At 72.0% G+C, this 22,361-nt stretch carries 15 protein-coding genes and 1 rRNA gene; 4 read left to right on the plus strand and 12 right to left on the minus strand.

What is annotated here, in order from left to right; all coding sequences use genetic code 11:
* Positions 1-35: 35 nt before the first annotated feature.
* From ABD361_RS25765 to ABD361_RS25775, 3 genes are all read right to left on the minus strand, one after another.
* On the minus strand, positions 36-5,021 hold the full coding sequence (locus ABD361_RS25765) for an NAD-glutamate dehydrogenase (protein ID WP_344438477.1): 4,986 nt from the start codon (positions 5,019-5,021) through the stop codon (positions 36-38).
* Between the two features lie 345 nt (positions 5,022-5,366).
* Positions 5,367-6,050, minus strand: a complete 684-nt coding sequence (locus tag ABD361_RS25770; protein WP_425583323.1) for an HAD family hydrolase — start codon at positions 6,048-6,050, stop codon at positions 5,367-5,369.
* 51 nt (positions 6,051-6,101) lie between these two features.
* On the minus strand, positions 6,102-6,605 hold the full coding sequence (locus tag ABD361_RS25775) for a DUF6912 family protein (RefSeq protein ID WP_344438479.1): 504 nt from the start codon (positions 6,603-6,605) through the stop codon (positions 6,102-6,104).
* Positions 6,606-6,899: 294 nt separating this feature from the next.
* Between ABD361_RS25775 and ABD361_RS25780 the strand changes: the two genes are divergently transcribed.
* The gene (locus tag ABD361_RS25780) at positions 6,900-7,352 is read left to right on the plus strand and encodes an Rv3235 family protein (RefSeq protein WP_344438481.1); all 453 of its coding nucleotides are present in this window, start codon (positions 6,900-6,902) and stop codon (positions 7,350-7,352) included.
* A 69-nt stretch (positions 7,353-7,421) separates the two neighbouring features.
* Here ABD361_RS25780 and secA read toward each other — a convergent pair whose 3' ends face one another.
* Positions 7,422-10,232 (minus strand): preprotein translocase subunit SecA, encoded by a 2,811-nt coding sequence (gene secA, locus ABD361_RS25785; protein ID WP_344438482.1) that lies wholly within the window; start codon positions 10,230-10,232, stop codon positions 7,422-7,424.
* Positions 10,233-10,460: 228 nt separating this feature from the next.
* Here secA and ABD361_RS25790 point away from each other — a divergent pair, with 228 nt between their 5' ends.
* Entirely contained in the window at positions 10,461-11,054 is a 594-nt protein-coding gene (locus ABD361_RS25790) for a GNAT family N-acetyltransferase (protein WP_344438483.1), read from the plus strand.
* A 53-nt stretch (positions 11,055-11,107) separates the two neighbouring features.
* Entirely contained in the window at positions 11,108-12,337 is a 1,230-nt protein-coding gene (locus ABD361_RS25795) for a winged helix-turn-helix domain-containing protein (protein ID WP_344438485.1), read from the plus strand.
* Between the two features lie 42 nt (positions 12,338-12,379).
* Here ABD361_RS25795 and ABD361_RS25800 read toward each other — a convergent pair whose 3' ends face one another.
* The 7 genes from ABD361_RS25800 to mtnA all read right to left on the minus strand — a co-directional run bounded on the left by ABD361_RS25800 (position 12,380) and on the right by mtnA (position 20,935).
* The gene (locus ABD361_RS25800; RefSeq protein ID WP_344438486.1) at positions 12,380-13,120 is read right to left on the minus strand and encodes a response regulator; all 741 of its coding nucleotides are present in this window, start codon (positions 13,118-13,120) and stop codon (positions 12,380-12,382) included.
* Positions 13,121-13,309: 189 nt separating this feature from the next.
* Positions 13,310-13,993 (minus strand): ribosome hibernation-promoting factor, HPF/YfiA family, encoded by a 684-nt coding sequence (gene hpf / locus ABD361_RS25805; protein ID WP_425583322.1) that lies wholly within the window; start codon positions 13,991-13,993, stop codon positions 13,310-13,312.
* A gap of 279 nt (positions 13,994-14,272) precedes the next feature.
* Positions 14,273-15,076, minus strand: coding sequence for a ComF family protein (locus tag ABD361_RS25810; RefSeq protein ID WP_344438490.1), 804 nt, complete (start codon positions 15,074-15,076; stop codon positions 14,273-14,275).
* Positions 15,077-15,191: 115 nt separating this feature from the next.
* Entirely contained in the window at positions 15,192-17,036 is a 1,845-nt protein-coding gene (locus ABD361_RS25815; RefSeq protein ID WP_344438492.1) for an LpqB family beta-propeller domain-containing protein, read from the minus strand.
* Positions 17,033-19,120, minus strand: a complete 2,088-nt coding sequence (mtrB, locus tag ABD361_RS25820; RefSeq protein ID WP_344438494.1) for an MtrAB system histidine kinase MtrB — start codon at positions 19,118-19,120, stop codon at positions 17,033-17,035. The genes ABD361_RS25815 and mtrB overlap by 4 nt, the downstream gene beginning before the upstream one ends.
* Position 19,121: 1 nt before the next feature.
* Positions 19,122-19,799 carry a two-component system response regulator MtrA gene (gene mtrA, locus ABD361_RS25825; protein ID WP_344438496.1) on the minus strand — a complete coding sequence of 226 codons (678 nt, stop codon included), beginning with the start codon at positions 19,797-19,799 and terminating at the stop codon, positions 19,122-19,124.
* Complete coding sequence (gene mtnA, locus ABD361_RS25830; protein ID WP_344438497.1) at positions 19,796-20,935, minus strand: S-methyl-5-thioribose-1-phosphate isomerase; 1,140 nt, start codon at positions 20,933-20,935, stop codon at positions 19,796-19,798. The genes mtrA and mtnA overlap by 4 nt, the downstream gene beginning before the upstream one ends.
* Positions 20,936-21,091: 156 nt before the next feature.
* Between mtnA and ABD361_RS25835 the strand changes: the two genes are divergently transcribed.
* Positions 21,092-22,096, plus strand: a complete 1,005-nt coding sequence (locus ABD361_RS25835) for a DUF7847 domain-containing protein (protein ID WP_344438499.1) — start codon at positions 21,092-21,094, stop codon at positions 22,094-22,096.
* Between the two features lie 139 nt (positions 22,097-22,235).
* On the opposite strand, the gene rrf is transcribed toward ABD361_RS25835, so the two are convergent.
* A 5S ribosomal RNA gene (gene rrf / locus ABD361_RS25840) occupies positions 22,236-22,352 on the minus strand.
* Between the last annotated feature and the right edge of the window lie 9 nt (positions 22,353-22,361).

A 22,361-nucleotide genomic window follows, 5' to 3' on the forward strand; every position in this document is an offset into this window, starting at 1 on the left:
CGGGCACGACGGCGCGGATCACACGACGGCGCGGATCAGCCGTGCGAGCGCAGCAGCGTACGCATCGTCCGCATCGCCACCGAGAGGTTGGCGAGGTCGAAGGCGTCCGAGCCGCGGATCTCGTCGAGCGTGGTGCGCGCCCGGCCGAGGATCGCCGCGTTGTTCTCCTCCCACTCGCGGAAGCGCTGCTCCGGGGTGGAGGCACCGTTGCCCACGGAGAGGACCTCGGCGGTGAGCGCCGCGTGGGCCGCGTAGAGGTCCTCGCGGATGGAGGCGCGGGCCATGGACTGCCAGCGGTCGGTGCGCGGCAGCTCGATGATCCGGTCCATCAGCTGGCTGATGTGCAGACGGTCGGCCAGGTCGTAGTAGACCTCGGCGACGTCGAGGGGCTCCTTGCCGATGCGCTCGGCGGTGGCCACGATGTCCAGCGCCGGGAAGACCGAGGAGAACCCGGCGACCTTCACGGCCAGCTCGTCCGGCACCTCCGCGGCCACGAGCTCGTCGTGGATCGACTGCCACCACTCGATGTCCGCGCCGCGCAGCAGCTTGGGCAGGTCGGCCCAGACCGCGTCCACGCCGTCGCGGAAGAAGTCGATGGTCTCGGCCAGCTGCAGCGGCTGCGGGCGGTTGTTGAGCAGCCAGCGGGTGCCGCGCTCGACCAGCCGGCGCGAGTGCAGCCGGATGCGGGTCTGCACGTCGGCGGCGACCATGTTGTCCAGCGACTCGACGGCGTCCCAGACGGCGTTCAGGCCGAAGATCTCGCGGGCCGCGGTCTGCGCCCGGACGATCTCCTCCAGCGAGGCGCCGGTCTCCTCCCGCAGGCGGTGCAGGAAGGTCGAGCCGCCGGAGTTGACGGTGTCGTTGACCAGGACGGTGGTGACGATCTCGCGGCTCAGGGCGTGGCTGTCGATCTGCTCGCCGAAGTTCTCGCGCAGCGCCGTGGGGAAGTACGCGTACAGCAGGCGCTGCAGGTACGCGTCGTCGGGCAGCTCGGTGGCGAGCAGCTCCTCCGCCGCCGTGATCTTGATGTAGGCGAGGAGGACGGCCAGCTCCGGCTGGGTGAGCCCGCGGCCGGCCGACAGCCGCTCGCGGATCTGCCGGTCGCTCGGCAGGAACTCCAGCGCGCGGTCGAGGTGGCCGTCGCGGGTCAGGCGGCGCATGATCCGCTGGTGGGCGTGGAGCAGGCTGGGGGCCTGGGCCACGGCGTTGGCCAGGGCCACGTTCTGCGCGTAGTTGTTGCGCAGCACCAGCTCGCCGACCTCGTCGGTCATCTCCGCCAGCAGCTTGTTGCGCTGCTTGACGGTCATGTCACCCTCGGTGACCAGGCCGTTGAGCAGGATCTTGATGTTCACCTCGTGGTCGGAGGTGTCCACGCCGGCGCTGTTGTCGATGGCGTCGGTGTTGACCCTGCCGCCGCCCATGGCGAACTCGATGCGGCCGAGCTGGGTCAGGCCCAGGTTGCCGCCCTCGCCGACGACCTTGACCCGCAGGTCCTTGCCGTCGACGCGGATGGCGTCGTTGGCCTTGTCGCCGACGTCTGCGTGCGACTCGGTGGACGCCTTGACGTACGTGCCGATGCCGCCGTTCCACAGCAGGTCCACGGGGGAGCTGAGGATGGCCTTCATCAGCTCGGCGGGGGTCATCTTGGTGATGCCCGGCGCGATGCCGAGGGCCTCGCGCACGTGCGCGTTGACCGGGATCGACTTGGCCGAACGGGGGTGGATGCCACCGCCCGCGGAGAGCAGAGCGGTGTCGTAGTCGGCCCAGGAGGAGCGCGGCAGCTCGAACAGCCGGCGGCGCTCGGCGTAGGAGACGGCCGCGTCCGGGTTGGGGTCGAGGAAGATGTGGCGGTGGTCGAAGGCGGCCACCAGGCGGATGTGCTCCGAGAGCAGCATGCCGTTGCCGAAGACGTCGCCGGACATGTCGCCGACGCCGACGACGGTGAAGTCCTGCGTCTGGGTGTTGTGGCCCAGCTCGCGGAAGTGGCGCTTGACCGACTCCCAGGCGCCGCGGGCGGTGATGCCCATGCCCTTGTGGTCGTAGCCGGCCGAGCCGCCGGAGGCGAAGGCGTCGCCCAGCCAGAAGCCGTAGGACTGGGCGACCTCGTTGGCGATGTCGGAGAAGGTGGCGGTGCCCTTGTCGGCCGCGACGACGAGGTAGGTGTCGTCCTCGTCGTGGCGCACGACGTCCTTGGGCGGCACGACCTCGCCGGCGACCATGTTGTCGGTGATGTCGAGCAGACCGGAGATGAAGGTCTTGTACGAGGCGATGCCCTCGGCCAGCCACGCGTCGCGGTCCACCGCCGGGTCCGGCAGGCGCTTGCCGACGAAGCCGCCCTTGGCACCCACCGGCACGATGACGGTGTTCTTGACCATCTGCGCCTTGACCAGGCCGAGGATCTCGGTGCGGAAGTCCTCGCGCCGGTCGGACCAGCGCAGACCGCCGCGGGCGACCTTGCCGAAGCGCAGGTGCACGCCCTCCACGCGCGGGGAGTAGACCCAGATCTCGAAGGCCGGGCGGGGCGCGGGCAGGTCGGGGATGGCCTGCGGGTCCAGCTTGATCGACAGGTACGGGCGGGGCCTGCCCTGCTCGTCGCGCTGGAAGTGGTTGGTGCGCAGGGTGGCCTTGATGACCGTCAGGAAGGACCGCAGGATGCGGTCCTCGTCCAGGCTCGCCACCTGGTCCAGGGCGCCGTCCAGCTCCTCCAGCAGGCCGTCGATCAGCTCGTTGCCGGCGCGCTGCAGCGCGGGCGACATCCGGGCCTCGAACAGGTTGACCAGCAGGCGGGTGGTGTGGACGTTGTTGCTGAGGGTGTCCTCCATGTAGGCCTGGCTGAAGGTGGAGCCGGCCTGCCGCAAGTACTTGGCGTAGGCCCGCAGCACCATGGCCTGGCGCCAGTCGAGCCCGGCCTTGAGCACCAGCATGTTGAAGTTGTCGTTCTCGGCCTCGCCCGTCCACACGGCCGCGAAGGCCTCCTGGAAGCGGGTGCGGGCGTCGTCGCCCTCGACGCGCTCGGGCACGCGCAGACCGAAGTCGTAGATCCAGGCGGTCGTGCGGTCCGCGCAGCGCAGCTCGTACGGACGCTCGTCGACGACCTCGACGCCGAGCCGCTGCAGCACCGGCAGGACGGCCGACAGCGAGACCGGCTCGCCCTGGCGGTAGATCTTGAAGCGGCGCTCGCCGGGGGCGGCGCCGACCGGCTCGTACAGGCTCAGCTCGAAGTTGTGCTCGCTCGCCGCGAGCCGCTCCAGGTGGCCGAGGTCGGAGACGGCGCTGCGGGGGCTGTGGTCGGCCTTGTAGCCCTCGGAGAACGCCTGGCCGTAGCGGCGCAGCAGCTCGGCGGCGCGCTCCTCGCCCACCTCGGCGGTGAGCGTCTCGGCGAAGCCGTCGGCCCAGGAGCGGGCGGCCTCCACCAGACGGGCCTCGATGCGCTCGACGTCGGCGTCGCTGAGGTCGGGCAGGACCGAGCCGGGCTCGACGCGGACGACGAAGTGCAGACGGGAGAGGACCGACTCGGTGTTCCAGGCGGTGAAGTCGACGCTGTCGCCGCCGAGCTCCTCCTTGAGGATGTCGATCAGGCGCAGCCGCACCGCGGTGGTGTAGCGGTCGCGCGGCAGGTAGACCAGCGCGGAGAAGTAGCGGCCGTACTCGTCACGGCGCAGGTACAGCCGCAGGCGGCGGCGCTCCTGCAGGTAGAGCACGCTGGTGGCGATGGCGCGCAGCTCGTCGGCCGGGATCTGGAAGAGCTCGTCGCGCGGGTAGGTCTCCAGGATCTGCAGCAGGTCGCGCCCGTCGTGGCTGTCGGGGCTGAAGCCGGCGTCGTCCAGGACCTGGGCGACCTTGCGGCGGATGACCGGCACGCGGCGCACGGACTCGGTGTACGCGGCGGAGGAGAACAGGCCCAGGAAGCGGCGCTCGCCGGTCACGTTGCCGTCGGCGTCGAACTTCTTGACCCCGACGTAGTCGAGGTAGGAGGGGCGGTGCACCGTGGCGCGGCTGTTGGCCTTGGTCAGGACCAGCAGCTTGTGCTCGCGGGCCTTGGCGCGGGCGTCGGCGGGCAGCCGGCTGAACGACGCGGAGGACGGGCGCGACAGCGGCGCGTGGTGGCCGTCGTGGTGGCCGCCGGCGGTGTGCGTGGGGTCGGAGCGCAGGATGCCCAGGCCGGTGCCGGGCACGGCGGTCAGGACGTCCTCCTCGCCGTCGTCCGTGCGCACGGTGGTGAGGTCGTACTCGCGGTAGCCGAGGAAGGTGAAGTGGTCCGCGGAGAGCCAGCGCAGCAGCTCGCGGGCCTCGTCGAGCTCGGTGGCCGAGACGTCGGCGGTCGGCTCGTCGGCCAGGCCGTCGGCGATGCGCAGGGCCGCGTCGCGCATCTTCGACCAGTCCTCGACGGCCTCGCGCACGTCGGACAGCACCCGGCGCAGGTCGTCGGCGATCTGCTTGAGGTCGTCGCGGTCGGTCTCGCGGTCGATCTCGACGTGGATCCAGGACTCGACGAGCGCGTCGTGCGCCAGCTCGGCGTCCCTGCCGGTGCCGTGCGCGTCGCAGGCGGAGCCGAGGACCTCCAGCAGCCGGCCGGTGACGTCACGGCGGACGACGACCTGCGGGTGGATCACCACGTGGATGCCGCGGTTCTGGCGGGAGAGCTCGTTGGTGACGGAGTCGACCAGGAAGGGCATGTCGTCGGTGACGACCTCGACGACGGAGTGGCTGGAGGTCCAGCCGTTCTCCTCCACGGTCGGGGTGTGGACGCGGACGTTGGCCGTGCCCTGGGGGCGCTCCTCGGCCAGCCGGTAGTGCGACAGCGCCGCGCCGTAGACGTCGACCGGGTCGCGGCCGGTGAGGTCTTCGGGAGCGGTGTGCAGGTAGTAACGCTGGAGGTAGGCGGTCAGGGCGCCCCGGTCGAGGCCGCCGCCGTCACCCTGGGGACCGGCCGCCTGCGCGCCCTGCGCCGGGCCCCCTTCAGCGACGCTTACTGCCCGCGCGAGCAGCTCGGCTTTTGCTTCGTCCAGCTTGGTCTGCATGTCCTCTGGCTCCTGTCGCGCGCCGTTGCGTGACATAGGTGGTGATGGCATCACGTCGCGACTCGGGATGTCCTGTCGTATCCGACGGTATGCCGGGATGAGGGGCGACCGGAGCGTTCCGCGAAAACTCGGCGGGCGTGCCGGGGCACACCTGGAACGACCGGTTCCGACGATCGGCGGCGACCCGGGCGCGGTGGCGGCCCGGGGGCAGGTCAGAGGCGCCGTCGCCCCTGCCGGATATCGCGCTGATCACCTGGTAAGGCTATCGCTCTTTCCCTGGCTGACGTCACGAGCTGCTTTCGTACAAATCCCGCCACCGAACTTTGACGCTGTGGACAGCGCGCCTCAGCCCACGAGCCGTTCCGCCTCGGCCACGGCCTGCTCCAGGCTGTCGACCACCGGCACCCCGGCGGCCGCCAGGCTCTCGCGGCTGTGCGAACCACCCGTGTAGAGCACGGCACGCGCACCCACGCGGGCCGCGGCGACCGCGTCGTCGACGGCGTCGCCGATGACCACCGTGCGCCCGGCCCCGACGCCGTCCAGCCCGGCGAGGTGGCGCACCATGTGCTCCGCCTTGCTGCCGCCGGAGGGACCGGTACGACCCTCCACCCGGACGAAGCGGCGCTCGATGCCGAAGCCCCGCACCAGCGGCACCAGGTCGTCGTGCTGGTACATCGACATGATCGACTGGGTGCGGCCGGCCTCCTGCCACCCGGCCAGCAGCGCCTCGGCGCCGTCGGCCAGGCCGCAGCGTATGTGGTGGTCGACGTAGTGGCGGTGGAAGACGCTGTCCATGTGGTCCCACTCGGCCTGGGAGGGCAGCCGGCCCAGCAACCGCTCGTAGAAGCGGGGGATCGGCACGCAGTACAGCTCGCGGTAGCGCGCCAGGGTGATCGGGGCCAGGCCGATCTCGGCGAACGCCGCGTTGGTGGCCGATATGACCGCGTCGATGTCGTGGAAGAGCGTCCCGTTCCAGTCCCAGACGATGTGCGGGGCCCCTTCGGCCGACCGCCGCCCTGTGCTGTGCATCCCCATGCCCCCAGACCGTACCCGGGGGGTACGACAACGCGCCCGCCGGGCTCAGACCAGGTTGGGGATCTCCTGCACGCCGAACCACATCAGGTCGTGGTCCTCGGCGCCGTCGACCGTGAACTGCGCGTCCTCGTCGCCCTTCTCGGCCGCGTCCAGGGCGGCGGCCGCGGCGGCCACGTCCTCCTCGGCGTCGGAGGCGTCGACGTGCACGGAGGCCGCCTTGCGCAGCGGGATCGTCTGCGCCAGCCGCACCTCGCCCAGGGCCGGCTGCTCCGGGCCCCGGTCCGCGACGGCCGTCACGGCCGCGTCGGCCACGTCGACCGCGACGACGACGCGGCGGCGGGGAGCCGCGGGGTCGGCGGCCAGCTGCCGCAGCGAGGCCAGGCACGCGCGGCCGAGCGCGGCGTACTCCAGCTCCTCCATGTCGTCCGAGACGTACCACTCGCGCAGGGCGGGGGTGACGGCGTAGGCGGTGAGCGGGGCCGGGCCCAGGTGACCCGCCTCGTGCGCCTCGGCGAGGGAGGGGAGGGTCAGGGGGACGTAGACGCGCATGACCGCCGCTTTCGTGGTTCCGGAGGACTTACGGACAGTGCTGCCAGCATACGGGCGTGGAGTCCCCCTTCGAGCTGCCGGTGGGTCTGTGGGCGAAGGCGCCGCTCTGCGCGCCGAGCGGCCCGCGGCCCGCCCGCGGGGCCGCCGCTCGCCCGGATAGGTGAACCCCCACGGGGTGCGGCCGGCCCCGGGCACCTCCTTGCCCGTCCGGGAAAACCGCCGGTAGAAGATCCGTCGACCGACGCTACCGCCCGGTATCCGACGCCGGGCCCGGCCACGACGGGGGAGATTCGCGTGCACAGGAGTCAGCCGAACCAGCCGGCGGCAGGCCGGCCGCCGCGCCCGCAGACCCGCCGCACGGACTCCCGGCGCCCCGGCGCGGGCCTCGCCGCCCGGTACCGGCAGCCCGCCGCGCGGCACCCGCGCTTCTGGTTCGCCGAGCGGCTGCTGCTCACCCTCAGCGGGCAGCGGCCGGTGCACTGGATGCTCGGCCACGCCCTGCCCCGGGCGTACGACCAGCTGGCGGAGCTGGCCCCCGCCGCGCCCCTGCGGCCGGTCCCACCGCACCGGGCGGCCCCCTACGTCCGCCACTGCGACGAGTTCCAGCCACGGCCGGGCGTCATCGAGGCGTTCGCCCGCATCGCCACGGGCGACCGGCTGCAGGCGCTGGCCTTCCGGCTGGAGCGGTGCCCCGACGAGCGCTGGCGGTGCGCCGCGGTGGAGCTGGGCGGCGTCCGTGCCCGGTGACGCCCGCGGGGCGGGACACCTGCCGGTGTCCCGCCCCGCGGAAAAGCGTGCCGCTCCTGCTGTGTGCCGCTACTTCTTGCGGCGGCGGCCGCCGCCGCTGCGCTGGGCCTTGCGGCGCTCGGCGCGCGTGAGGCCGTCGGCCTCGGAGCGGTACTCCGGCATCTCCTCGTCGCGCTCGTCCAGGCCGCCCTCGCCGTCGACCGTGGGGGCGGAGAAGTGCAGCCGGTCGGGCCGCTGCGGGGCGTCCAGGCCCTTGGCGCGGATCTCCGGGCGGGCGGCCGGCACGGTGTCCTGGACCTTCTGCAGGGACGGCCCGGCGGCCTCCTCGACGGGGACCTCCTCCAGCTGCTGGTCGACCTGGACCTCCAGGTTGAACAGGTAGCCGACCGACTCCTCCTTGATCCCGTCCATCATGGCGGTGAACATGTCGAAGCCCTCGCGCTGGTACTCCACCAGCGGGTCCTTCTGGGCCATGGCCCGCAGGCCGATGCCCTCCTGGAGGTAGTCCATCTCGTAGAGGTGCTCGCGCCACTTGCGGTCCAGGACGGACAGCACGACGCGGCGCTCCAGCTCACGCATGATCTCGGAGCCGAGCTGCTCCTCGCGGGCCGCGTACTGCTCGCGGATGTCGTCCTTGATGGACTCGGCGATGAACTCGGCGGTGATCCCGGCGCGGTCGCCGGCCGCCTCCTCCAGCTCCTCGATGGTCACCCGGCAGGGGTAGAGCTGCTTGAAGGCGCCCCACAGGCGCTCCAGGTCCCACTCCTCGGCGAAGCCCTCGACGGTCTCGGCCTGGACGTAGGCGTCGATCGTGTCGTCCATGAAGTGCTGGACCTGCTCGTGCAGGTCCTCGCCCTCCAGGACGCGGCGCCGCTCGCCGTAGATGACCTCGCGCTGGCGGTTGAGCACCTCGTCGTACTTCAGGACGTTCTTGCGGGTCTCGAAGTTCTGCTGCTCGACCTGGGACTGGGCGGAGGCGATGGCGCGGGTGACCATCTTGTTCTCGATCGGCACGTCGTCGGGGACGTTGGCCATGGCCATCACGCGCTCGACCATCTGGGCCTTGAACAGGCGCATCAGGTCGTCGCCCAGCGACAGGTAGAAGCGGGACTCGCCCGGGTCGCCCTGGCGGCCGGAACGGCCGCGCAGCTGGTTGTCGATGCGGCGGGACTCGTGGCGCTCGGTGCCCAGGACGTACAGGCCGCCGAGCGCCTTGACCTCTTCGTTCTCGGCCTTGACCGCGGCCTCGGCCTTCTCCAGGGCGGCGGGCAGCGCGGCGGCCCACTCCTCGATGTGCTCCTCGGGGTCGAGGCCGCGCTGGCGCAGCTCCGCCTCGGCGAGGTCCTCGGGGTTGCCGCCGAGCTTGATGTCGGTACCGCGGCCGGCCATGTTGGTGGCGACGGTGACGGCGCCCTTGCGGCCGGCCTGGGCGACGATCTGGGCCTCGCGCTCGTGGTGCTTGGCGTTGAGCACCTCGTGCGGGATCCCGCGCTTGGCGAGCTGCTGGGAGAGGTACTCGGACTTCTCCACGGAGGTGGTGCCGACCAGGATCGGCTGGCCCAGGGCGTGCTTCTCGGCGATGTCCTCGACGACCGCGTCGAACTTGGCGACCTCGGTGCGGTAGATCAGGTCGGACTGGTCCTTGCGGACCATCGGGCGGTTCGTCGGGATGGGCACGACGCCGAGCTTGTAGATCTGGTGGAACTCGGCGGCCTCGGTCATGGCCGTACCGGTCATGCCGGAGAGCTTGTTGTAGAGGCGGAAGAAGTTCTGCAGGGTGATGGTGGCGAGGGTCTGGTTCTCGTCCTTGATGTCCACCCCTTCCTTCGCCTCGATCGCCTGGTGCATGCCCTCGTTGTAGCGGCGGCCGGCGAGGATGCGGCCGGTGTGCTCGTCGACGATCATGACCTCGCCGTCGATGACGACGTAGTCCTTGTCGCGCTTGAAGAGCTCCTTGGCCTTGATGGCGTTGTTGAGGTAGCCGACGAGGGGGGTGTTCACCGACTCGTAGAGGTTGTCGATGCCCAGCCAGTCCTCGACCTTGGCCACGCCGGCCTCGTGGATGGCGACCGTGCGCTTCTTCTCGTCGACGTCGTAGTCGCCGGTCTCCTCGACGCCCTTCTGCGGGTTGGCCGGCTCGCCCTTGGTCAGGCGGGTGGCCAGCTTGGCGAAGTCGCCGTACCACTTGGTGGCCTGGTCCGCCGGGCCGGAGATGATCAGCGGCGTACGGGCCTCGTCGACGAGGATGGAGTCGACCTCGTCGACGATGGCGAAGTTGTGCCCGCGCTGCACCAGCTCGTCCTTCGACCACGCCATGTTGTCGCGCAGGTAGTCGAATCCGAACTCGTTGTTCGTGCCGTACGTGATGTCGCAGTTGTACTGTTCGCGACGCTCCGCCGGGGTCATGTTGGCGAGGATGCAGCCCACCGACAGGCCCAGGAAGCGGTGCACCCGGCCCATCAACTCCGAGTCGCGCTCGGCGAGGTAGTCGTTGACCGTGATCAGGTGGACGCCGTCGCCGGACAGGGCGTTCAGGTACGCCGGGAGGGTGCCGACGAGGGTCTTGCCCTCACCGGTCTTCATCTCCGCCACGTAGCCCAGGTGCAGGGCGGCGCCGCCCATGAGCTGCACGTCGTAGTGCCGCTGGCCGAGGACGCGCTTGGCCGCCTCGCGGACGGTCGCGAAGGCCTCGGGCAGCAGGTCGTCCAGGCTCTCGCCGTCGGCGTAGCGCTGCTTGTACTCCTCGGTGAGGGCACGCAGCTCGGCGTCGGAGAGGTTCAGGAAGTCCTCTTCGATGGAATTGACCTGGTCCGCGATGCGGTGCAGCTTGCGCAGGATCTTGCCTTCTCCTGCACGCATGATCTTGCCGAAGACGGACACGTAGGCTGGCTCCTTGCCGGTCGGGCCTGGGCACGGTGGGGTGCGCGGGCACGACGGGGCAGTCCCCGCCGCAACGGCCATCGTAAGCGAGGACCCCGCCGGGCCGGGAGGTCCGTCACCACCCAGGCCGGGTGTCACCCGCTGTGAGAACGAACGGCGGTCCCCCAAGGTGCCGGGCATCCGTTTTATTCGCGGCGGCCGGGCGCGGCGCGCTCCTAGACTCCGTTCATGGAGCCCATACGCCTGAGCACCACTCGCCTGCTGCTGCGGCCCTTGACCTCCGCCGACGTGCCCGCGGTGCACGCCGCCTGCCAGGACCCGGAGATCCCGCGCTGGACCCGCGTGCCGTCCCCCTACACGGAGGAGGACGCGCGCACGTTCGTCGAGCGCATCGCCGCGGACGGCTGGCGCAATGACACCGCGTACAACTTCGGCGTCTTCACCCGGGACGGCGGCCACCTGGTCGGGGCGATGGGATTGATGCGGCTCGCCCTGCTGAACACTCCCGAGCGCGAGGCCGAGCTCGGCTACTGGACGGCGAAGGAGCAGCGCGGCCGCGGCTACACCGTGGAGGCCGCGCGCGAGGTGTGCCGCTGGGCCTTCGAGGACCTGGGCGTCGAACGGCTGGAATGGCTCGCCGAGGCCGGGAACGAGGGCTCGCGCGCCGTCGCGCTGAAGGCGGGCTTCCGGATGGAGGGGATGCTGCGCTCGCGCCTGCTGGCGGGCGGGACCCGCCGGGACGCCTGGGTCGGCTCCCTGCTGCCCTCCGACCTGGGCATTCCCAGCGCCACCGCCTATCTGCCCTACCCGGGCGACCGCTGAGGGCGAGGCGGGATCCACCGGCGTTGTCAGTGGTCCCCTCTAGGGTGGCCGGCATGACAACTGCCGCCCGCCCGAAGGCCCGTACGACCGCCGGACGCACCGCCGAGCACGGCGCCCGGGCCGAGGTCCGGCTCTCCGCCGGCCAGGCGAGGCGCCTGGCCCTGCGGGCCCAGGGCCTGCTCGGCGCCCCCGACCGGCGGGCGGGCACGCGCGGGGTGCTGCGGCGCCTCGGCGCGGTGCAGCTGGACACGATCTCGGTGCTGGCGCGCTCGCACGAGCTGGTGCCGTACGCGCGGCTGGGCGCGGTGGGCCGCGAGGCGGTGGAGGCGGCGTACTGGAGCGGGGACGGGGAGGCAGCGGCCTTCGAGTACTGGTCGCACGCGGCGTGCATCCTGCCGATCGAGGAGTGGCCGCTGTTCGCCTTCCGCCGCCGGGCCATCCGCCGGCGCGGCCACCGCTGGCACGTCATGGCGGACGCGGAGGGCTCCTGCGCGACGGTGCGCGAGCGGCTGAAGGCCGAGGGGCCGCTGACGGCCTCGGAGCTGGGCGGCGCCAAGAACGGCGGGGAGTGGTACGACTGGTCCGAGACGAAGATCGCGGTCGAGTGGCTGCTGGACACCGGTGAGGTGGTGTGCACCCGGCGGCGCGGCTGGAAGCGGGTGTACGACCTGGCGGAACGGGCGGTCCCGCAGGAGCTGTTCCACGACGACCTCGACGACGCCGCGTGCATACGGCGCCTGGTGGCGCAGGCGGGTGCGGCGATGGGCGTGGCCACGCGGGCCGACCTGGCGGACTACCACCGGCTCAAGGCCGAGCAGGTGGACGCGGTGATCGGGGAGACGGGTCTGGTGCCGGTGGAGGTCGAGGGCTGGGGCAGGCCGGCCTGGGCGGACCCGGCCGCGCTGGCCGAGGAGCCGCGCGGGCGGCACCGTACGACGCTGCTCTCGCCGTTCGACTCGCTGGTCTGGGACCGGCCGCGCACGGAGCGGATCTTCGGCTTCACGCACCGGCTGGAGGCGTACGTGCCCAAGGCCCGGCGGGTGCACGGCTACTTCGCGATGCCGCTGCTGACGGGCGGCGCTCTGGTGGGCCGGGTGGACCCGGCGCGCGAGGGCCGCACGCTGGTGGCCCGGCAGGTGTCCATGGAGAGCCCGAAAGCGGTCGAGCCCATGGCCCGGGCCCTGTGGGAGGCGGCCGGCTGGGTGGGCTGCGACGCCGTGCGCGTCGAGCGCTGCGACGACGCCCGGCTGGCGGCGGCGCTGGTGGCGGCCCTGGAGGGCTGAGGGCGGCCGGGGGCGGCCGCCGGTCCGCCGGCAAGCCGGGCGTCAGCGGATCTCCAGGATCTTCTCCCGCATCGCGTAGACCACCGCCTCCATCCGGGAGTGCAGCTGGAGCTTCTCCAGGATGTTGCGCACGTGGTTCTTGACGGTGTTCTCGCTGATGAACAACTCCTTGGCGATGTCGCGGTTGTTCATCCCGGTGGCGACGAGCTTGAGCACCTCCAGCTCCCGGTCGGTCAGCCGGGGCGCGGGCACCAGCCGGCGCTCGTCCGTGCGCTGGATCATCGACTTGAACTCGGTGAGCAGCTTGGACGCCATCGACGGGCTGATCTGGGACTGGCCGTCGGCGACCGCCCGGATCGCCGTCGCCACCTCGTCGGTGGAGATCTCCTTGAGGAGGTAGCCCGTCGCACCGGCCTTGATGGCGTCGTAGAGGTCGGCCTCCTCGTCGCTGATCGTCAGCATGATGATCTTCGCGCTGGGGGCCACCTCCTTGATGGAGGTGCACGCCTCGATGCCTCCGCGCCGGGGCATCCGCACGTCCATCAGCACGATGTCGGGCAGCAGGTCGGCGGCCTTGTCCACCGCCTCGGCGCCGTCCCCGGCCTCCCCCACGACCTGGATGTCCTCCTCCTGGGCGAGGACGATCTCCAGTCCCCGGCGGAAGAGCGCGTGGTCGTCGACGACCAGGACCCGGATCGGCTCCTCGCGTGCGGCGTCCCGGCCGGCGCGGGCACCCTCGTCGTCCTCGCCGGGCCCGGCCACGGGTCCGAACCTGTCCGCCATCGTTCCTCCCCCTGAAGGCCATGGCCCTTCGCGGTTGCACGGTCTGCGCCGTTCCCACCGGTTCCGGCGCACCCGCGGTTGGACGCGACCATGATTTCATGCCGCGCCGCCGCCCCGTGCTTTCCCGGCCGACCTCGCACGGGCGATGCCCCGGGAGCCGTGCTCCCAGGGCATCGTCACGAAGCCGCGTCAGCCGCCGAGTTCACCGCCGGCCCCACCGGGCTCTCCGGTGTAGAAGGGGTCGCTGTTGAGGTGGATGACGCCGTAGTCGTACGCGTGCCGCCGGTAGACGACACTGGGCATCTTGGTCTCGGAGTCGACGAACAGATAGAAGTCGTGGCCGACCAACTCCATTTCGTACAGCGCCTGGTCGAGCGACATCGGCGGCGCGGAGTGGGTCTTCTCGCGGACCACCAGCGGGCCTTCGCCCCGGATCTCCAGCGGTCCCATGTGGGTGACGGGCACCTCGCCCTCACCCTCCGTCGTCAGCTCACCCCTGTCATTGAGCTCCGCGGCCCCGTTCACCAGCGCGCCGACGCCGCCTGCCGGAATCCGGCCGTTGCGGCGGGTGATGCGCTTGTCGTGCTGCTTGCGCAGGCGCGCCTCGAGCTTGCTGGTGGCAAGGTCGAGCGCGACGTAGGGATCGGTCGCCGCGGCCTCCGCCCGGATCACCGGTCCTCGCGAACGCACGGTGATCTCCACACGGTCGGAGCGGTCGGACTGCCTGGGGTTGGGCTCCTTGGACACCTCCACGTCGAGGCTGATCACCTTGCCGTCGAGCTGCTGGATGCGGTCCAGCTTGAGCTTTTCGGCCACGTGCTTGCGAAACCGCTCGGGGACCTCTGTCTTGCGGCCCTTGACGACGATGTCCACGCAGAACTCCGTTCCCGGATCGCTCCGCCGAAGGTGCGGAGCGCATCCCTCTTGCATCAGGCCCCGGGGAGGTCCGGAGCCACCGACTAGGCGGTTTTCACCTCCTCCTCCCCCGTCGACAAGATCTACACCCCACCGGCGTCGCGCCTCTTCGGGCGTCAGCGAACTTCTTCAAGCTTCAGCGAAGGCGTACGAAGCGCGCCAATCGGAGATTCCAGGCATAGGTCCTGCCCTTCCTCACAACCGAACATATCTCGCTCGGAAGCGCGTCGGTACCCCCTATCGCCACGTACCTCCATTCAGGTGTTTTCTCGCCGTTTCCCTCAGGAACGCCGGGCGTTCACGATCCGTTCCGGTCTCTCGCCGGTGAAAACCGGCCAATCTCGGAACCGCGGCGACCACCGCCGCACCCGCGACGTCCCCGCCGCAGGCCCTGAGCGCCCGTGCCGCCTCCACCAGCGAGGCGCCGGTCGTCATCAGGTCGTCCACCAGCACCACCGGCCGTCCGGGGCGCCAGAGGCGCTCCACCCCCGCCGCTACCCCCATCGCCCCCGTCACATTCGCCCTGCGCTGCTGCGCGCCCAGCCCGGACTGGTCCGCGACGGCCCGCCGCAGCCGCAGCCCCGGCACCACCCGGGCCGGCAGCCCGCCGGCCCGCAGCGCCCGCGCCGCGGCCAGGGCGATCCGCCGCCCGGCGTCGTGGCCGCGCCCGGCCACCGCACGGCGCGCCGAAGGCACCGGCACGAGCAGCAAAGGCCCGCCCCGGCCCCGTACTCCGCCGGCCCGGCCCCTTGCACCGGCCATGGCCGCAGCACCCGCCAGGGCCGCGCCCAGCGGCTCGGCCAGGCCGAGCCGGCCGCGCTCCTTGTGGGCGAGCAGCACCGCCCGCACCGCACCCCCGTACCGTGCGGCCGCGTGCACCGGCGGCAGGCCCGCCGGCCGCGGCTGCGGCCACACCCGCTCCGGCTGCCGCCCGCACAGCTCCGCGCGGCACCTGTCGCACAGCACGGACCGCGGCAGGCCGCACCCCGCGCACTCCGCCGGCAGCACCAGGCCGGCGATCTCCTGCCACAACCCGTGCATGGATCCACTCTCGCGCGGCCCGGCCGACCCCGCCACCCCTGTGGAAAACCACCGGAAGACCCCCGATGAGCAGGGCAAACGCCGCACCGGCAGGGCTGCGCAGCGCGAACGGCCGCTACCCGGGGTAGACCGGCGCCGAGCCGTCGCGGCCCACCAGCTTCCAGTTGGTGTCCGGCAGCAGCCGCACGATGCCGCCGTCGCCCTCGGCGACGAGCGCCTGGGCCTTGCCCGGATTCTCCGAGGCGGCCACGCCGCGCACGCTCGTGATGCCCGGCAGGCCCGAGCCGTTCAGCTGGGAGCCGTCGGTCTCGATGTACTGCAGCTGCTGCAGCCCGCCGGGCTCGTTGCCGGCCACCAGCAGGCGGCTCGCGCCCGCCCAGGAGACGGCGCTGACGTCCTCCAGCCGGGGCGCCACCGCCCGCAGCTCCTGCACCGACAGGCCCGGCCGCGCGGCCCCGCCGCGCCGCTCGACACGGCCCAGCCGCAGGGCCGTATGGTCGCCCTTGGTCACCAGCAGCGCAATCCGCACCCCGTCCGCGGCCACGCGCAGTCCCGTGATGCGGCCCCCGTCCAGCCCCGGCACCGGGACCTCCTCGGGAGTGCCGGTGCCGCCGGGCACCCGCAGCAGCCGCGGGTGGTCCGGGTCCTGGTCGGCGACCCACAGGTCGCCCAGGCCGTCCCAGCTCGGTGCCGTGAGCCCGGTCCTGGCGCCCGTACCGCCGCGCACCGTCAGCCGGGGCTCGCCCAGGGGCGCCCCGCTGCGCATCGGGGCGACGTACAGCGACTGCCCGTTCGCACCGACCCCGGCCGCGCGCTGCTCGGTGCGGTCCACCGCCACCGAGCGCAGCTGCACCCCGGCGTCGGCGCCCAGCGGCCCGGCGACGCGGTGCGGCTCCTCGTCGCTGTCGGACAGGCTCGCCATGTGATGCTGGCCGTCGACGAAGTACTGCCGGTCCGGCCGCCCGGAGGTCAGGGCCGGGGCGTACCACCGGGCCTCGTCCCGCCCCAGCACGCACAGCCGCGAGCCGTCCTTGCGCTGCAGGGTCACGTCGGTGACTTTGGCCGACTCCTGCACTGTGTAGAGGAGCTGGGCGGCCATGCGCAGGCACTGGTCCTGGTTGGCGCCCGCGGCCCGCTCGCTCAGGCGCACCTTCAGCGCGTTGGAGTCGTCGAGGCTCACGCGCTGGTCCTCCAGCCGCGTGCCCGTCGGGAACGCCGAGGCGGCCACCGGGCCCAGCCACGACGTCGGCCCGTCCAGCAGCGCCTTCACCGTCGACGTCACCGGGTCTATGCGCTTGCGCACGTACACCGGGTCCGCGACGAGCACCTCGTGGCCCTTGCCCGCACCCCCGCCGGCGGAACCGAGTTCCGCGAAGTAGTACTTGTTCACGGATCGATAGATCCGCTGGAAGTCGGAAACACCGAGGACCAGGCCCGCGTCGAGGGTGTCGATGCGCCACTCCCCGTCCTCGCGCGCCATGTGCAACTGCGCCTTGTAGTCGCGCTCGTCGGGCTTGTAGGCGTGCTTGGCGTCGACGACCGCGATCTGGTGCCCGGTGAGGGTGACGAGGTACCCGCCCTCCCGGTCGCCGCTCGTGCGCTCGACGCGCACCTGCGGGGTGCGGTCGAGGACGGTCGTCTGGGCCGAGGGGTCCCACTGCCGCTTCACCGACTTGGCCAGGTACATGCGTGCCGTGTCGTAGTCGGGGTCGTCGCTGGTGGTCGCCTCCAGGAAGCCGGTGACGAGCTCCTGCGGCTGCTCGTTCTTGCGCGGCGGCACGCCGTAGACGCGCACCTGCGCGTCGGCCTCGGCCCGCTGCGAGGAGTCCACCGCCTTGACCTCGCCACCGTCCGGCATCGAGGCGCACCCGGCGATCAGGGCGCCGCCGACGGCCAGCGCCGCCAGGCGCGCGGCCGGGCGGCCGCGCCGCCCGCCCGCGTGGTCCTGCGCTGTCCTCACGTCCGCCTCCGGTCCTCGCGCCCGCCGGGCGCCTGCTCGCCGGGCGTACCCGCGTCGCCGTCCTGCTCCTGGTCGCCCGGCGCGCCGGGCGCGTCGTCCGGGGCCGTGCCCGCGGAGCCGCCCTCGCCCCGGTCGGGGGCCAGGGTGCCGCCCGGGCGCGCCACGACGCGGGCGCCGCTGCCGGGCAGTGCGGTGGGATCGACCGGTGGCCGTACGTTTCTGCTGTGCGCGGTGCCCGCGGGCGGTACGGCCCCTGGCGGCGGCCCGGCGGGCGGCTGCGCCGGCTGGGCGGCACCGTTCGCGGCAGCGGCGCCGCGGTTGCGCCGGGAGTCCTCCGGCTCCAGCGGGATCGGGGAGCCGCGCAGGCTGTCACCGGCGGTGCGCGGCAGCGTCAGCCGGAACTGCGACCCGCCGCCGGGCTCGCCCCACGCCTGCAGCCAGCCGCCGTGCAGCCGCGCGTCCTCGACGGCGATCGACAGCCCCAGGCCCGTGCCGCCGGTCGTGCGGGCGCGGGCGGGGTCGGCGCGCCAGAAGCGGTTGAACACCCGCGTCGCCTCGCCCGGCTTCAGGCCCACGCCGTAGTCGCGCACCGCGACCGCGACCGCGCCGCCGGCCGCCGCCAGGCGCACCACGACGTCCCTGCCCTCGCCGTGCTCGACGGCGTTGACCACGAGGTTGCGCAGCACCCGCTCCAGCCGGCGGGCGTCCGCCTCGACGATCACGGGCTGCTCGGCGCCGCGCACCAGGATCCGGCTGCCCTTGCGGTCGGCCAGCGGCAGCGCCCCGTCCACGACCCGGTTCACCACGTCGCGCAGGTCGATGGGCTCGGCCTCCAGCGCGGCCGCCCCCGCGTCGAACCGGCTGATCTCCAGCAGGTCCGCCAGCAGCGACTCGAACCGGTCCAGCTGCCCGATCAGCAGTTCCGCCGAGCGCGCGGTCACCGGATCGAAGTCCTCGCGCGCCTCGTGGATGACGTCCGCGGCCATCCGGACCGTCGTCAGCGGGGTGCGCAGCTCGTGCGAGACGTCCGAGACGAACCGGCGCTGCATCCGCGACAGCTCCTCCAGCTGCTGGATCTTCACCTGGAGGTTCTGCGCCATCTTGTTGAAGGCCTCGCCCAGACGCGCGATGTCGTCCTCACCGGTGACCTTCATGCGCTCCTGCAGGACGCCGGCCGCCAGCCGCTCGGAGATGCTCGCGGCCATCCGCACGGGCGTGACGATCTGCCGTACGACCAGCCACGCGATGGCGCCCAGCAGCACCACCACGAACACGCCGGCCGTCGCCAGCGTGCCCTTGACCAGACTGAGCGACTTCTCCTCCTGCGTGAAGGGGAAGAGGTAGTACAGCTGGTACGGCTTGCCGTTGACGTCGTAGAGCCGCTTGCCGACGATCAGCGCCGGCTCGCCCTCGTCGGAGGCGCTGTGCTTGATGGTGCCGGGCTTCTCGAACGTCCCCGTGTGGGTGTCCAGCTGCCGGCGCAGATCGACCGGCACGCTGTGCTCCGGATCGATGTCCCCCGAGGCCCGCGGGCCACGCGTACCGCCGACGTACGAGGTGTCGCCGTCCCCCGCGCTGAGGGCCACCACGTGGTAGACGCCCTGGCCACCGCTGGCCAGCTGCTGCACCAGGCCCGTCAGCCAGGCGCCGGAGTCGGGATTGCTCCGGCCGCCGGACTGCGCGGCGTCCTGCCCCCGGTCAGACCCGGGGTCGGCGGCGTCGCGCGCGGCCTTGAAACCGCCTTCTGCCTGGCTCTGCGAGGCATGCCGCTTGGCCTCCAGCAGGCCGTTGCGCACCTGCCCGATGACCACCACGCCCAGCAGCAGCACGACGCCCAGCGACATCAGCAGCGTCGTCGCCACGACCCGAAGCTGGATGTTGCGCCGCCACAGCCGCATCGCGGGCAGCAGCGGCCGCCTCACCCAGCGTGCGTACAGGCGCAGCAGCGGATGCACCGGGCCGGCCCCGGCGCCGTCCGAGAGCATCCTCCCGGCGCGCCACAGGCGCCGGAAGAAGGAGATGCCACCCGGAGCCTCGACGGGCCGCCCCGCATCGCGCTCCGGAGCGGCGCCGTTGCCCGACATCTCAGCTCGGCCCCGCCTTGTACCCCACACCACGAACGGTCACCACGATCTCCGGCCGCTCGGGGTCCTTCTCGACCTTCGAGCGCAACCGCTGGACGTGCACGTTCACCAGCCGCGTGTCCGCGGCATGGCGGTAGCCCCAGACCTGCTCGAGCAGCACCTCGCGGGTGAACACCTGCCACGGCTTGCGCGCCAGCGCCACCAGCAGGTCGAACTCGAGCGGCGTCAGGGCGATCGACTGGCCGTCCCGCTTCACCGAGTGGCCGGCCACGTCGATCACCAGATCCCCGATGGTCAGCTGCTCGGGAGCCGGCTCCTCGGACCTGCGCAGCCGCGCCCGGATGCGGGCCACCAGCTCCTTGGGCTTGAACGGCTTGACGACGTAGTCGTCCGCGCCCGACTCCAGACCGACCACCACGTCGACCGTGTCGCTCTTCGCCGTCAGCATCACGATCGGCACACCGGACTCCGCCCGGATCAGGCGGCACACCTCGATGCCGTCACGGCCGGGCAGCATCAGATCGAGCAATACAAGATCGGGTTTGGCCTCCCGGAAAGCGGCAAGCGCTTTGTCGCCGTCCGATACGAACGACGGCTCGAAACCCTCACCACGAAGCACGATTCCGAGCATCTCGGCCAGTGCGGTGTCGTCGTCGACGACGAGGACGCGTCCCTTCATATCGACATCATCCCATTACCCGATCGTGACCTGGCACACAGCTCCGCCAAACCCGTCTTCGTCACGGGTGAAACAATGCCGTTTTCCGTGACAATGGCGGTCACCAACTCCGGCGGTGTGATATCGAACGCAGGGTTGTAGGCCTGCGTACCCAGGGGCGCGACCGCCCTTCCGGGCACTTCCCCGGGCATCCCCCCGGGGAACTCCGTCACCTCCAGAGCGGGCCGCTGCTCCACCTCGATGGCCCCACCGTCGGCCGTCGTGAGATCCACCGTCGTCGTGGGCGCCACGACCAGGAACGGCACATGGTGGTAGCGGGCCAGCACGGCCAGCGGATAGCTGCCCACCTTGTTGGCCACGGACCCGTCCGCGGCGATCCGGTCGGCGCCGATCACCACGGCGTCCACCTCCCCCGCCGAGAACAGCGAACCCGCCGCGTTGTCGGTGAGCAGGGTGTACGGCATGCCCGCGCGCGCCGCCTCGTACGCGGTCAGCCGGGCGCCCTGCAGCAGCGGACGCGTCTCGTCCACCCACAGCCGGCGCAGCTCCCCGATCCGGTGCGCCGCGCCCGCCACGGCCAGCGCGGTGCCCTCGCCGCCGGAGACCAGCGCGCCGGTGTTGCAATGGGTCAGCAGCCGGAAGCCCCCGCCGGGCAGCAGCTCCTTCAGCAGCTCCAGGCCCTGCTCCGCCATGCGGGCACTGGCCTGCGCATCCTCCCGGTGCAGCGCACGGGCCTCCGCCAGCGCGGCACGCCAGGCCCCCTCCGGCCCCGCCCCGCCCGCCAAGGACGCCCGGTACGCCGTCAGGGCCCGCCCGACGCCGTAGGCGAGGTTGACGGCCGTGGGACGGGCCGCGGAGAGCATCTCCGCCGCCTCCTCCACGTCGAAGCCCCGCACGGCCGCCAGAGCCAGCCCGTAGGCCCCCGCCACGCCCAGCAGCGGTGCGCCACGGACCGCGAGGGTGCGTATTGCGTCGATCAGTGCGGGAACGTCGGTGCAGACCAGCTCCACCTCCTCGGCGGGCAGCCGCCGCTGGTCCAGAAGGACGATCACCGGGCCCTCGGGGGGCTCGTCCCAGCGCAGCGCAACAGGAGCGGACCCCACGACAGACGCGGATGCCACGTACTGATCAGCCATTGGTCCAGTCTGCCCCGGCCACACCAACTATTGAAGGGCTCCTCCGGCGGCTCCCTCTTACGGGCTTCGCCGGTCCTCCTGACACGATGGCTCACCGGCAAACCGCTCGAAAAGCCGGTGTACGGCACAACGGGCAGCAGAAGGAGCAACGCAAAGATGTACGACTCTCCGGGGAACGGCCGGTACGCCGCCCCGTGGCCCCCTCCGGTGCCTCCCGCACCCCAGCCCGGCGTCATCCCGCTGCGCCCCCTCGGCACGGGCGAGATCCTCGGCGGCGCCTTCGCCACGATGCGCCGCCACTGGCGCACCGTCTTCGGGGTGTCGGCGGCCGTCGCCGCCGTCACGACGGGCGTGTCCACGGCCGCCCAGGGCATCTGGTTCCGCAAGGCCACGGAAGCCGGCCAGGCCGGCGACCCCCAGGCGGCCCTGAGGGAGGTCCTGGACGCGGTCAAGGAGAGGGTGCCCGAGCTGGCGCTCACCTCGCTCATAGGACTCGTCGGCTCGATCGTCGCCACGGCCATGCTGACGGTCGTCGTCAGCCGCGCCATCCTGGGCCGCCCCACGTCGGCCGGCGACGCCTGGCGCACCGCCCGGCCCGAACTCCTGCGGCTGACCGGGCTGTTCTGCGTGGTGCCGTTGCTCATCCTCCTGCCCTGCGCGGTCGGCGTGGCCCCCGGCCTGCTGCTGGCGGCGGGCGGGGAAACGCCGATCGGGGTGTCCCTGACCCTCCTCGGCGGAATGCTGGGGCTGGCGGGGTCCGCCTGGGTGTGGACGCGATTCAACCTCGCGGCGCCGGCCCTCATGCTCGAAAAGCAGGGCGTGGCGTCGGCAATGCGACGGGCCGTCAAACTCGTCCGGGGCGACGGCTGGCGCGTCTTCGGAATACAGGTGCTGGCAGCACTCATCGTCGCCCTGGTCGGAATGATCATTCAGATTCCGGTGACGGCCATTCAATTCGTGGCGAATGGCGGCCACATGACGGACGCTTACGCTTCTTCGTGGCCTTTCCTGATCACGAGTGGCGTGGTGGCGGCAATCGGCGCGACGATTTCGCTGCCGATTTCGGCCGGCGTCACTGCCCTGCTGTACACGGACCAGCGCATCCGCCGTGAGTCCCTGGACATCGAGCTGGCCCAGGCGGCCACGGCGGGAACCGCCTGACCTCTCTCCTGTCGCCGTGTCGCTGCGCACGCTGGTGCGTGGCAGCGACACGGCGGGGGCGGGGCCGCCCCTAAGACGGCGTAAACGCAGAGAAGCCCCGTTGGGAACCATGTTCCCAACGGGGCTTCTCACAAAAGAAGTTCGGCGGCGTCCTACTCTCCCACAGGGTCCCCCCTGCAGTACCATCGGCGCTGAAAGGCTTAGCTTCCGGGTTCGGAATGTAACCGGGCGTTTCCCTAACGCTATGACCACCGAAACACTATGA

Source organism: Streptomyces luteosporeus (assembly GCF_039532865.1).
GTDB lineage: Bacteria > Actinomycetota > Actinomycetes > Streptomycetales > Streptomycetaceae > Streptomyces > Streptomyces luteosporeus.

What these genes read in the sequence shown, in the direction of transcription:
- ABD361_RS25765 (WP_344438477.1), bottom strand. Translation starts at nt 5,021, where the DNA reads ATGCAGACCAAGCTGGACGAAGCAAAAGCCGAGCTGCTCGCGCGGGCA.
- ABD361_RS25770 (WP_425583323.1), bottom strand. Translation starts at nt 6,050, where the DNA reads ATGCACAGCACAGGGCGGCGGTCGGCCGAAGGGGCCCCGCACATCGTC.
- ABD361_RS25775 (WP_344438479.1), bottom strand. Translation starts at nt 6,605, where the DNA reads ATGCGCGTCTACGTCCCCCTGACCCTCCCCTCCCTCGCCGAGGCGCAC.
- ABD361_RS25790 (WP_344438483.1), top strand. Translation starts at nt 10,461, where the DNA reads ATGGAGCCCATACGCCTGAGCACCACTCGCCTGCTGCTGCGGCCCTTG.
- ABD361_RS25795 (WP_344438485.1), top strand. Translation starts at nt 11,108, where the DNA reads ATGACAACTGCCGCCCGCCCGAAGGCCCGTACGACCGCCGGACGCACC.
- ABD361_RS25800 (WP_344438486.1), bottom strand. Translation starts at nt 13,120, where the DNA reads ATGGCGGACAGGTTCGGACCCGTGGCCGGGCCCGGCGAGGACGACGAG.
- ABD361_RS25810 (WP_344438490.1), bottom strand. Translation starts at nt 15,076, where the DNA reads ATGCACGGGTTGTGGCAGGAGATCGCCGGCCTGGTGCTGCCGGCGGAG.
- mtrB (WP_344438494.1), bottom strand. Translation starts at nt 19,120, where the DNA reads ATGTCGGGCAACGGCGCCGCTCCGGAGCGCGATGCGGGGCGGCCCGTC.
- mtrA (WP_344438496.1), bottom strand. Translation starts at nt 19,799, where the DNA reads ATGAAGGGACGCGTCCTCGTCGTCGACGACGACACCGCACTGGCCGAG.
- mtnA (WP_344438497.1), bottom strand. Translation starts at nt 20,935, where the DNA reads ATGGCTGATCAGTACGTGGCATCCGCGTCTGTCGTGGGGTCCGCTCCT.
- ABD361_RS25835 (WP_344438499.1), top strand. Translation starts at nt 21,092, where the DNA reads ATGTACGACTCTCCGGGGAACGGCCGGTACGCCGCCCCGTGGCCCCCT.